The organism is Methylobacterium iners, from assembly GCF_022179305.1.
Lineage (GTDB): Bacteria > Pseudomonadota > Alphaproteobacteria > Rhizobiales > Beijerinckiaceae > Methylobacterium > Methylobacterium iners.
In genome coordinates, this window is record NZ_BPQP01000114.1 from 1 (window position 1) to 11,901 (window position 11,901).

Sequence of the window (11,901 nt, forward strand, 5' to 3'; positions counted from 1 at the left end):
CGCCCGCCATCGTGCAGGCCAACGTCGATGGACGGCTGCCGCGGGGCATCGGCATCAGGAACTTGGTTGCCCTGCCAGTCGCCTGGACCGAGCAGGAGCAGGCGCTCGGCTTGTAGCTCCAACGCCTTACGGCGAGGCACTCATCTACCAGTGACGATCAAACAGGAACGATAGGGTCCGTTCCTGTGCCCGAGGGACGGTACCCGCTCACCAGGGTACGAGGCCTAGGGGTACCATCAAGCGATGCGGCATCAGCTCGCATCCGAGCATCTGCGGAAACGCTTTCTGAAGCAGCTGAGACAGAGCCCGAGACAGGCCTACTTGGACCTGGAACGTCAGCCAGAGACCGGTGGAGCTGCTAAACTGAGGAGCTAAGTCGCTGTGCCACCGGCATTCTCTCAAAGCACCCAGCATCCGTGCTTTTTCAGAGACTGCCTGGTGGTGGGCGCAGTCACCTGCGAACCAGTCTCTGAGGCGGCTTCCCTGTTTACGCGGAAAGAACAGGGTACTCACGCGGAATACAGGGCTTGAGCGCCTTGCGCTGCAGGTAATCCCCTCGCGCCAACAGATACTTGGAGCCGATTTCCCTAGTGCATGAAACAGGGATTAAGACGCTACCAATCAGGGATCGATGCCACAAGTATGTTCGCACTTTGTTCTTGACGCGAGCACAAGCGCGCCTTAGCAAGCTCGGCAGGAGCAGCGGCATCCCTGAACGGAGCACGCAGGGCGCAATCCACGTCAGTGGGTTCGCACCGCACTCTTAGTCGGCAGCACCGAACCCCATAGTGGGTGATCCAAAGCGCGGGCAGCAGACGACCTCCACCCGGATCCCTGGTCATGGGGAAAGGGGGACGTCGACGCTTGCCTTGTGCTGCCCTGATGCTCCCCGCCCCACCTGACCTGAGATCCTCCGTTCCCCCGCACGCGCCTTTCGCTCGTGCTTTCGATCGAGGTTCCCATGTCCAGATCACCCCGTTCACGGCCGCGTTCTGCCGCAGCGCCCGTCCCGCTCCTCTCCAACACTTTCCTGGCCGACAGCGTCGAGCTTGTGCCTATCGACACGCCCAAGGCCTATGCGCGCGACCTGCGACAACACTCCGACAAGCAGGTGGCTCAGATCGCCGCCAGCCTTCGCGAGTTCGGCTTCCTCGTACCCATCGTACTCGCACCCGATAACACCATCGCCGCTGGCCACGGCCGCTGGCTCGCCGCCAAGCAACTCGGACTGCCTCGCCTGCCTGCCATCCGCGTCGACCATCTCTCGCCTGAACGCCTGCGCGCCTTCCGGCTGGCCGACAACCGCCTGGCAGAGAACGCTGGCTGGAACCACGAGGCTTTGGCGCTCGAACTCTCAGAACTTACAGGCCTAGTGCTCGATTTCGAGCTGGAGCTGACCGGCTTCGAGACCGCCGAGATCGACCTCATCCTGGATGGCGCTGCAGTCGAGGCCAAAACCGATCCCGCCGACGCTTGTCCGCCCCCAGCCGAAACTGCTGTCTCGCGCCCGGGCGATCTCTGGCGGCTTGGAGCGCACCGCCTGCTCTGTGGCTCGGCGCTGGATGTAAAAGCCTATGCTGCCCTGCTCCAGGGCGAGCTCGTGCGCATGGTGTTTGCCGATCCTCCCTACAACGTGCCCGTCTCCGGTCACGTCTGCGGCTTAGGCCGGGTGCAGCACCGCGAGTTCGCGATGGCATCCGGCGAGATGAGCGAGCAGGCATTCATCGGCTTTCTCGCTTCTGCCATGGGATACTTGCGAGACAGCTTGGTGCCGGGCGGGCTGATGTATCTCGCCATGGACCACCGCCATGTCTTCGAGCTTACCTCCGCGGCGCGGAGTGCTGCGCTTGAGCAACTCAACATCTGCGTATGGAACAAGACCAACGGCGGCATGGGATCCATGTACCGCTCGAAGCACGAGCTCGTCTTTGTGCTCAAGCGGCCGGGCGCCGCCCACCTGAACACGGTCGAGCTCGGCAAGCACGGGCGCTACCGCACCAACGTCTGGGACTACGCTGGTGTGAACACCTTCGGACGTCACCGTATGGCAGAGCTTGCCTCTCACCCGACGGTCAAGCCGGTCGCACTCGTCGCGGACGCGATCAAGGACTGTACGCGGCGCGGTGACGGAGTGCTCGACGCCTTCTGCGGGTCGGGCACTACGCTGATCGCGGCCGAACGCACCGGGCGCGTCGGCTACGGCATTGAGTTCGAGCCGGACTACGTCGACGTAGCGATCCGCCGCTGGCAGGCGCTGACCGGAGAGGTGGCCGTGCTCGACACCACAGGAGAGCCCTTCGCCGACGTCGCTCAGCGGCGACGCGTTGAGGTAGGCACGAGTGAGCCTGAAGGTCAGGCCGGCATGGGCGTCCCGGGCGAGTCGCGCGGCGAGATTGGGGAGGCCGCTCATGTCTGAGATGCCACCCAAACGGCCTCGCCGCCATACCGAGCCGGAGTACGAGGTCGGCTACGGCCGACCACCGCTGAAGACCCGCTTCAAGCCGGGGCAGTGCGGCAACCCAAAGGGTCGACCAAAGAAGCCCAGGTCCCTGCCGGCAGCTGCCGAGCGCGAACTCGACCGGATGGTCATCGTGCGCGAAGGTGGGCGCGAGAAGCGCCTGACCAAGCGTGAGGTCATCGGCCGCCGCATCGTAGATGATGCTTGCCGCGGTGATCCACGTGCCATCCGGTTGGTGCGTGACCTGACTGGCCTGTCGACATCCGTTGGTACCGACAGCCAAAGCCACAACCCGGTCCCATCCGTGCCCCTAAACGGCACGGATCGCACGATCATTGCCGCTTTCGCCACTCTGATCCGCAGCGGTGCCACCCTGCTCGATGCGAGTGCCGAGGCCACTACACAGGAGCGCGGCCTAAACGACGACATCGCGGAGCCTGAGCAAGACACGATCCACCCTTCCTCGCCCACCAGCCACTGAGGAGAAGGGTGATGATCCACGATCTCAGCTTACGCGACGCGATCCTGCGCGAGCACCTCTACTTCTTCACCTGGCGCGCGTTCGAGGCGCTTCACCCCGGTGGAGCGTTCACGCCCGCTTGGCACGTACGGGCTATGACCCAGGCGCTTGAGCGCGTGGCGCGGGGCGAGTGCCAGCGTCTGCTGATCACCGTGCCCCCGCGGCACCTGAAGTCGATCTGCACCGCGGTCGCCCTGCCTGCTTGGCTGCTCGGGCGCGATCCGACCCTCAAGATCATGGTTGCCAGCTACGGCGGCGAGCTCGCGACCAAGCACGCGCGTGACTTCCGGGCAGTGCTGTCCGAGGACTGGTACAAAGCCCTGTTCCTCGACACGCGGCTGGCAGTGGGCGGCAATCGCGAGGACGAGCAGCTGACCACTGCCCGGGGCGGCCGCAAGGCGATCTCGCTGGGCGGCGCGGCAACGGGCTTTGGCGCTGACCTGATCATCATCGACGACCTGATGAAGGCGGCTGATGCGGGCTCAGCGACTGAGCGGGAGCGAGTGAAGGCGTACTACGAGCAGACGCTGCTCTCGCGCTTGAACGACAAGGGGGCAGGGAGGATCATCGCGATTCAGCAGCGGCTGCACGAGGATGATTTGGCGGGTTACTTGATCTCGACCGGCCAGTTCGAGCACCTGAACCTGCCAGCGATAGCCATGGTGGACGAGGTCATCGCAATCGGCTTCGGTCAGGTTCATCACCGCGCAAAGGACGAGGCGCTGTGCCCGGAGCGCGAGCCCATACAAGTGCTCGACAAGTTGCGGCTCGAGATGGGCACCTTTGCATTCTCGGCGCAGTATCAGCAGGATCCGACGCCGCCTGGCGGCAACCGCGTACGCTGGGAGTGGTTTGGCAGCTACGACGAGGTTCTACCGCGTGAGGCGTACCAGCTTGTCGTGCAGAGCTGGGATACGGCGCTGATGGCAGAGACGACCAGCGACTTCTCCGTGGGGCTGACGTGGGGTTTGCACAGAGACAGCTGGCACCTACTCGATGTAGCGCGTGAGCGGCTGGACTTTCCAGACCTGAAGCATCGGGTGCGTGGGCTGGCCCGCCGCTGGCGTGCCGATCTCGTGCTCATCGAACACGCCGGTTCCGGCATCTCGCTGCTTCAGCAACTGCGGACGGAAGAGCCCACCTCACTGTTCCAGGCCGGAGCCAAACCCCGTCAGGATAAGCAGACGCGCTTCGAGGGGCAGACCGCCCGGCTAGAAACGGGACGGTATTGGCTGCCGCTGCAGGCGCCGTGGCTCGAGGCGTTTCGACGTGAACTGCTGGCCTTTCCGCGTGGGCGTTACGACGATCAGGTCGACAGCTTGGTGCAGTTCCTGGAATGGTCGGGCTCGCCGCGTGGAACGGGGTTCATCCAGCGCGATCCTGTGACAGGGCGGCGGCTGGGAAGCGTACGACGGTAGCATCGCAGTCGCGAAATCCTACGCCATCATCAGCATCGTCACGGCAGTCTGAGTGAATTCGTGATAGCGGCAGCACCTCTCTCCTCTCGAGCAGTCGCTGTCGCTTGTTGCCATGCATCCGCCCTGAACGCGCGAAGTGTGAGACGGGAGGTCAGATCGCGTTGAAGGTAGAACGTGTCCTGGACTGCAGCCTGAAGGCTTGAGGAAGCGCTGAGTGGATCTAGGCCGCAAGACGGCGCAAGTTGCGGGCGAACACAGGCCCAAACTTCATCATCCAGCGCCGGACGCTCTCGTAAGTGGTCTCGATGCCGCGCTCAGCCAGGAGCTCCTCAACGTCACGGTAGCCGAGCGTGAAGTGCAGGTAGAGCTAGACGGCGTGCCGGATGACCTCGGGCGGGGACTGATGGCGGGCGTAGCTGACCGGCTGCATGAGCCCTGCCCTACCCCGCTGAGACACAGGCCGTCACCACTTCCCGTGACAATGCCTGCGCTCTATATCAGCGGGCGCAGTGGCGCCGCCGAGCACTCCATTGGCGCGACCGCAGAAACGGACTCATGCCGCGCCCCTTGTTCTTCTCACACCTGTTCCGCGGCCACCCACGCTCGATTGCTTACCCCTCAACGATCCTACTCGTTGCAATAGCCTTCGCCGTCGAAAGATGGGCTTGGTCACAGCTGCAGATCTACCCGTTCTTTTTCTTTTACCTTGCCATCATTATTTCGGGTGCCCTGTTCATCCATGGCAGCGGCTACCTCGCCACAGCGCTCAGTGCCGGGCTGCTTACGCTCTTCCTGCCGCCCATCGGCAGCATCGAAGTTACTGAGCCGCGCGATCGGTTCGCGCTCGCCATGTTCGTGGCCGTCGGCCTTGGGCTCAGCGCCCTGCTCGATCAGCTCCGCAAGCCTTGTGGCGAACCGAGGAGGCGCTGGCCCGTGCTCAGGAGGCGCTGGCCCGTGCTCAGGAGGCGCTAGCCCGTGCTCACGAGGCAGAGCAGACCAAAGACCTGTTCCTGCGCGAGGCCATGCACCGCTTCAAGAACGACATGATGGTTGTGACCGCGATCCTGCGCACGCAGGGGCGCCAGCTCACGGACGAGAGGGCCAAGACTGCGCTCATGAACACGACCAACCGCGTGCTGGTGATGTCGCGAGTGCATCAGCGCCTCCGTGTCGGCAGTGAGGCAAAGCCGGTCGTCGACACGCATGAGTTCATTGCCGGGCTGTACGAGGACCTGAAAGCCTCGCTCGTCGACCTGCAGCCCATCACCGTCGAGTCGCACCTGGAGGCGCATACCTTGGCGCACGAGAATGCGGTTGCCGTAGGCCTGATCATCAACGAGGCTGTAACGAATGCCCTCAAGTACGCCTTTCCAGAGGAAAGACCTGGCACCGTCAGCGTGTCATTTCGTCAGCACGAGGGTGAGTTCATCCTGCAGGTGAAGGATGATGGAACCGGCTTCACTCCCCAACGCGAGCCGCGGGAGGGTGGTCAGGGTGGTTTAGGCAGCAAGCTCATGAACGCCATGGCTCAGCAATTGGGCGGCCGATTGGTGCTCGAGCCGGATCGGGGCGCGCTGGGTACAATCGTGCAGGTGTCATTTCCGGCTCGATAATCGCGAAAGGCACGAACTTGACGTTTAGCCCCGTCCTTTTGGATTGATCAGGGCGGCACGGCATTTCGGCTCGACCTGCTCGGGTGCTTTGCTCATCCACACCTCACCAAGGCGCTGCGTCATCCAGCCAGGATTGCTGCTCTGCTGTCGTTGGCGACGGCTCACTGAGAAGTGTGCCTCGCGTCAGGCGCTCCGCAAAGGGATACCTCACAATGGGCATCGACGTTTCATCAATAACGTCATGGTTGTTCATGGTCTCAGGAAACCATCCTCGGTTTTAGGTGGCGCTTCCAACACAGCTAAGCGGAAGCTAGTCCCACAGCGGTCAAGCTCTCCTTGTCGGGCGATTGGTTGTGTGCGATCTGACCCAGGTGAGCGCATGGATTGCAGCCCCACAGCAGCTACGAAGCGCCACCTTCATCACTTATAACAAATATCAATTTTGCGTTTTGTCTCGTAACTGTCGGTGTATCGCAACATGGATAGACGATATAGCGATCCGACCGCCTATGACTGTGCAGGTCCCGCATCCCTGGATCTGAAGTTGCTCGACGAACTACGCTTCACGCTTGGGCACAACGAAACGCACGACTTGCTCGAACTCTTGGGAAGTGAGCTCCAGGAAAGGTTTGCCCCGACATCTAATGACGGGAGCACTCTCGCATATGAGTCCCACGTCATGGTTTCCGCCGCGGGTGCTCTTGGGTTCGTTGGCTTCTCCCGTCTTTGCAGGGAGGTCGAGCAGGCTTGCCGGAGTGGAGGAGACGTCCGCGCCTTGAGGGCGCGGGTCGTCAGGGCACGCCGATCGGTTCTCTGCCAAATCGCTTTGCTAAGAGGCGCACCCGAGGCTCGGCTGCGCCGCGGTCCGTGAGACCATTCCACGGCTCTGACAGTAAATGGCTTGGGCCCGAGCATCGGGTCCGCCGCCCTCGGGCGCGACACCGGGCCATCCGCTGTTGACGGCGACCGACCCCATGTTTTCAGGAGTAAGAACCGGATTTATGTAGCTTGGCCATGAAGTTCTGGAAGTTGACGGCCCGGGAATCGGCTGGTGTGACGGCATCGACCGAGAGCGGCGAACGAGCCTACCGCGTGACCCTGATCAAGGAGCAAGGCGCTGTCGCGTCGATGGTCCAGATCACCGCAACCGACGATGTTGAGGCCTGCGAGAAGGCCAAGGCTGTGGGCAGCTTGCGTAGTACCGCTAGCCTCGGCGCGGTGCGCCCAGTGTCAAGCATCGAGCTTGACCGATCTGCCGACGAAGCGCGCGTGGGCGGCCTTGAAGGCCCGCTCGTAGATCTGTGGCGCCGGGTACCATTCCTGCCTGGCGCTGGCCGCGGTGGCGGTGACGATGATGGCGATGGCGGCGATGACGGTACGCATGACGCTCTCCTCAGTCCCTCGGTAGCGGGCCTGGCCCGGGCGCGAATCCCTCCGCGCCCGGGGATCCACAGGTGGTCCTCACCCGGGGGTCCGCGCGAGGAAGGCGGCGGCCCGGGAGGCGGCCGATGCGGCGGTGAAAATCGCCTGGTTGTCTTCCCGGAGGAGCCTTGAGCCAGGAGGCGATGTAGCTGGCGTGGGTTGGGTGCGGCTCGGCCGAGAGCCCGAGCTCCGCCATCAGGAACGCTTGACGCCGCGCTGCAGGAGCCAGGTCGCGCAGGTGTGGCGCAGCATATGGGGGCTGCCCTTGAGGCCGGCTCGCCGACGTCCGGGCGGCCGCCCTCGTGGCCTGGCACCCCTCGACCGGCGCGGCCGCGCTCCCGGCAACCCCTGTCGGGGTCCTCCTCTCCGTTCCGGCCTCCGTTGCGGGGCGCGTCACGGCCGGCACCAGGCCGCCTACGAGGCCGCATCGGGCGGCCCGATGGGAGAGCACCATGAGCGCCTTCGTCGTCAGCAAGTTCCAGATCGACGCCATCCTCACCGCGGCCCTTAACTACGGGGCCGACGGCGCTGCTGTTGTGGTGCGGGATGTCGTCGCCGTTTTCGTCCACCCCGCGCATGTCGAGGCCGCTGCCAAGGCAGGAATTCCTGCCGAGGCCATGGCCCGCAATGTCATGGAAAGTCTGGCCGCCGCCTTCAGGGCGGGGTTGCGTTACGCCTGAGCGCTTCCGATGGAGTCGCCGCTGAGTTCGACGCGCGGCCTGTTCTCGCGCTTCCGGCATTTGCCCATCATGCCAAGGCCCGGCGCCCTGACCCAACCGGCTGATTGGGTAGTTTCGTCCTCGACCCTGAGAAGACGTTCAATGCAGGATTAACGAAAGTCGCTAGCTGAGGCATAGCAAATCTTTGGGGGACGCCTCGTCAGCGGCGGCAGGTCCGCTTCGGCTGGTCCAATAGGTTGTGAGGCTTCAGCGGATCGTGCGTTCCAGAATGCTGAGCCATCCATTTGAAATGACCTGGGCGGCCGTCTAGACTGTTCCGCAGGGGCAAGCCCCAGTGGAACAGGGCAGCATCTGAGAGTAACAATGGATCTAATTACAAGCATGACAGCAAGCTGTTCATCTTGCTGAGAATACATCTTAGTACTATTGCAGTTACTTGTAAAATCCTACACGAAAATCTTAAAGAAAAAATTTACGATCTTCCGCTACGAGCATAAATCGAAATCCGATGTGCGTCGTGGGCATGCCGGCTGGACAACCTGAGGCTTCTCGCCATGCCCTCGTCCTTGCGCGCTGCGTCCAGACCTGAGCACGATCGGGCTACCAAGGTATCAGCGCGTCAAAGCGTTGCTACGGCTCTTCCGACGCTGCTGCCCTACCTCAACTCCGTTCGTTACGGCCTGCTGCTCATCGACCAGCGCGGGCACGTCATACTGACTTCCGGTCAGAACCTGCGCTCTCTAGGCGATCATGAGGCGCCAATTACGCAAGGGTCCTCTGTCCGGCAGGTTCTACGCGCAGTTCGCAACAGCGCAGGGGACACTTGGAGGCATGTGCGAGCGCACCTGCCCCGTTGCATCACGCAACGTACATCGAGCACATTCGAAATGACGCTTCAGGGGCACCTGCTGGAGGTCAGCCTGTACCCTGTTGAGAACAAGGGATGGGCTATCACCTTCGAGGACGTCACGACCCGCCGAGCCGCTGAGGTCCGGGCCGATGAGATTGCCCGGCAGGATCCACTCACGGGACTACCAAACCGCCTTCTGCTGCACGAGCGCCTCAAGGAAGCATTAGGGCGCCTGCACCGCAATGGCGAGGCTTGTGCTGTCCTGTTGATCGACCTCGATCGTTTCAAGCCCGTCAACGACACGCTCGGTCACCCCATGGGTGATGCCTTGCTGAGCAAGGTTGCTGACCGCCTGCGCTCGACCGTGCGCCCCACCGACACGGTGGCGCGGATCGGTGGTGATGAGTTCGTCATCCTCCAGACTGGGGTGCGAGAGGCCTCTGACACCCAAGCCCTAGCGCGCCGGATCGTTGATCTGGTCGGACGAACCTACATGGTTGACGGACACCTGCTGAGCATCGGTGCGAGCGTTGGGGTCGCGCTCGCGCCAAACGATGGCGCAGATGTCGACAAGCTCCTGAAGAACGCTGACCTTGCTCTCTACAGGGCTAAGCTCGATGGACGCGCCACTTATCGTTTCTTCGAGCCGGAGATGGATGCGCGCATGCAGATGCGCCGTCAGCTCGAACTCGACATGCGCCAAGCCCTCGCCCGCCGAGAGTTCCAGCTGCACTACCAGCCTCAGCTGCAACTGGAAGGCAATCGTCTCATCGGCTGCGAAGCACTCATCCGTTGGCAGCACCCGGTGCGCGGCATGGTCTCGCCCCTCGACTTCATCCCCCTGGCGGAGGAGATCGGCCTTATCGTGCCGATTGGTGAGTGGGTCATGCGCCAAGCCTGCCGCGACGCAGTCACTTGGCCAGCGCCGCTTTCTGTTGCCGTCAACGTCTCTCCTGCGCAGTTTAAAAGTGAGCGCCTCGTCGAGATGGTTATGTCGGCCCTCTCAGCCTCGGGACTTCCAGCCACGCGCCTTGAGGTGGAGATCACCGAGGGTGTCCTCCTGCATGAGAGCGAGAAGACCTTGCAGACCCTGCACCGCTTGCGAGAGCTAGGTGTGCGCGTCTCCATGGACGACTTCGGCACTGGCTACTCGTCCCTGAGCTACCTACGCTCGTTCCCTTTCGACAAGATCAAAATCGACCGCTCCTTTGTGAAGGATCTCTCAGACAAGCGAGATGGCGAAGCAATCATCCGTGCCATCGCAGGCCTTGGCAAAAGTCTCGGCATGACGACCGTCGCGGAGGGGGTCGAGACACCAGATCAGATGGAACGCATCCGGGCGGAGGGCTGCACGGATGTGCAGGGCTACCTCATCAGCAGACCAGTTCCCGCCTCTGAGGTCCTGAAATTCCTCTCTGCCGAACGCTCAACCTACTGAACTGACCACTGCCCGCCTGGAGCCGCCGTCGTGAGTGACCTGTACCGCCTCGTTTATGCCAGCAAGAACCTCCTGCAAGGATCGGACGCAGAGATCGCGCAAGAGGTATCGCAGATCCTGGAAGCCTCTCAGCGCAACAACACCAAGGTTGATGTCACAGGCGCCCTGATGTTTAACGCAGGCGCGTTCGCGCAGGTACTGGAAGGACCCAAGCTGGGCGTCGAGCATACTTTTGAGCGGATCCAGTGCGATCCCCGCCACGGCGATGTGACAGTCCTGCAGTGTGGTCCAGTCGAGAACCGTTGCTTCTCCAATTGGTCGATGGCCTTCGTAGGACAATCGGAAGTGGGGCGCGCTCGTTGGGACGGGATTGCAGCCAAGAGCGACTTCGATCTATCGCGGCTCGACGGTGACGCCGTGTTCGCCATGCTGCACGAGCTTGTGATGGACGAGGAAGGCTTGCCCATCACGGGAGGAGCCCTGCCGACGCCACCTGTGGTCGCTGAGAAGGCCGGTAAAGTGTTGGACGTGGAGAAGGTTCGCGCGGAGCTGCCGCAGCCAGGTAGAGCTCTTGACGCTGCACAGCATATTGTTGCGAAGCCGAGCCGTGGCACTACTGCAGTCCAGACTGCAGTAGTGGGCAGGGCTACTGGTGAGACGAGGTCAGATGCGGCGCTTGGCATCTTGCGCGCTGCTCTTGCTGAGGAGCGTCAGCTCACGACTGACTTGCGCAATCAGCTCGACGAGGCCCGCGTTGCGCTTGCACTTCAGCAGGAGCAGTCGGATGCGCTGCGTGGTGAGCGGGACGTCTGGGCCGGCCGTGCGCAGCTTCTGGCAACCAGCATGAGCCAGGAGGCTCGCGGCGTAACGAGCCAGTCGGGTCAACTGAAGAGCAAGCCTTCCTTGTCGCACAGCCAGGGACAACCAAGCGCCTTGGTCCGGGCTGTTTCGTAAGGGTTGCCTTAGCCGCCAACTGAGCTTCAGCCGAGCAGTATGGCTCTCATGCTTGCTGTCGGCGATAGCTTCTGTGGACGGAGGTTACCCGCACAGCTGAGACCTTCCCACAATTCAGCGGCCTTGCTTGAGTGCCTCAACAGGCATCAGGAGCGCTGAGTGTGGCCTGTCTAGATAGGCACCAGATCGAAGCTCCTTGACCGGCGGAGACGCAGATGGGCGTCCCTGCTGCGCTGACACACCTGGGCTGAGGTGTGCGGGTGAGCCCTTCGCTTTGCGAACGGGACGCAAATAAGCGACAAGCGCTGCGAGAGCACAGCCTGCACTTGCGCCGATGCTCTCCAAGCTCGGGCTTGGCGCAAAAGCCAACACGCCAAAACCACCCAGCGCGAAGACTGCAGCAACAGGATCGAAGCGCATGCGAGTTGCAGGCAAGGGCTGAGGTTATGCTGGTAGAATTTCTTGCGGATCTCTGGCGGGGATCGCCGTAGATCTTGAAGATCAGCTATTCGACATCAGTTCTAACTTAGCTGGCGAGGCGTTGACCC

Annotated in this window: 9 protein-coding genes and 1 pseudogene; 8 read left to right on the forward strand and 2 right to left on the reverse strand. The window is 62.5% G+C overall.

Features of this window, described 5'->3' with window-relative positions; all coding sequences use genetic code 11:
* Positions 1-961 precede the first annotated feature (961 nt).
* Genes MFF55_RS25215 through terL form a run of 3 tightly spaced genes read left to right on the forward strand, consistent with a single transcriptional unit; the run spans position 962 to position 4,396 of the window.
* On the forward strand, positions 962-2,416 hold the full coding sequence (locus tag MFF55_RS25215; protein ID WP_238246852.1) for a site-specific DNA-methyltransferase: 1,455 nt from the start codon (positions 962-964) through the stop codon (positions 2,414-2,416).
* Complete coding sequence (locus tag MFF55_RS25220; protein WP_238246853.1) at positions 2,409-2,939, forward strand: DUF5681 domain-containing protein; 531 nt, start codon at positions 2,409-2,411, stop codon at positions 2,937-2,939. Before MFF55_RS25215 ends, MFF55_RS25220 begins: the two co-directional genes overlap by 8 nt.
* An 11-nt stretch (positions 2,940-2,950) precedes the next feature.
* On the forward strand, positions 2,951-4,396 hold the full coding sequence (terL, locus tag MFF55_RS25225) for a phage terminase large subunit (protein ID WP_238246854.1): 1,446 nt from the start codon (positions 2,951-2,953) through the stop codon (positions 4,394-4,396).
* A 235-nt stretch (positions 4,397-4,631) separates the two neighbouring features.
* Here terL and MFF55_RS27315 read toward each other — a convergent pair.
* Positions 4,632-4,826: pseudogene (locus MFF55_RS27315) on the reverse strand (IS6 family transposase); the annotation flags it as partial.
* A gap of 125 nt (positions 4,827-4,951) precedes the next feature.
* Here MFF55_RS27315 and MFF55_RS25235 point away from each other — a divergent pair.
* Together MFF55_RS25235 and MFF55_RS25240 are read left to right on the forward strand one after the other, a co-directional pair.
* Positions 4,952-5,368 carry a DUF4118 domain-containing protein gene (locus MFF55_RS25235; protein WP_238246855.1) on the forward strand — a complete coding sequence of 139 codons (417 nt, stop codon included), beginning with the start codon at positions 4,952-4,954 and terminating at the stop codon, positions 5,366-5,368.
* A complete protein-coding gene (locus MFF55_RS25240) occupies positions 5,302-6,009 on the forward strand; it encodes a sensor histidine kinase (RefSeq protein WP_238246856.1) in 708 nt (235 codons plus the stop codon). The genes MFF55_RS25235 and MFF55_RS25240 overlap by 67 nt, the downstream gene beginning before the upstream one ends.
* A gap of 1,230 nt (positions 6,010-7,239) precedes the next feature.
* Here the strand turns inward: MFF55_RS25240 and MFF55_RS25245 are convergent.
* Positions 7,240-7,392, reverse strand: coding sequence for a hypothetical protein (locus tag MFF55_RS25245; RefSeq protein WP_238246857.1), 153 nt, complete (start codon positions 7,390-7,392; stop codon positions 7,240-7,242).
* Positions 7,393-7,883: 491 nt separating this feature from the next.
* On the opposite strand from MFF55_RS25245, the gene MFF55_RS25250 reads away from it, so the two are divergent.
* The 3 genes from MFF55_RS25250 to MFF55_RS25260 all read left to right on the forward strand — a co-directional run bounded on the left by MFF55_RS25250 (position 7,884) and on the right by MFF55_RS25260 (position 11,353).
* Entirely contained in the window at positions 7,884-8,111 is a 228-nt protein-coding gene (locus tag MFF55_RS25250) for a hypothetical protein (protein WP_238246858.1), read from the forward strand.
* Between the two features lie 647 nt (positions 8,112-8,758).
* Positions 8,759-10,399, forward strand: a complete 1,641-nt coding sequence (locus MFF55_RS25255; protein ID WP_238246860.1) for a putative bifunctional diguanylate cyclase/phosphodiesterase — start codon at positions 8,759-8,761, stop codon at positions 10,397-10,399.
* Between the two features lie 30 nt (positions 10,400-10,429).
* Positions 10,430-11,353, forward strand: a complete 924-nt coding sequence (locus MFF55_RS25260) for a BLUF domain-containing protein (RefSeq protein WP_238246859.1) — start codon at positions 10,430-10,432, stop codon at positions 11,351-11,353.
* The last annotated feature ends 548 nt before the right edge of the window (positions 11,354-11,901 follow it).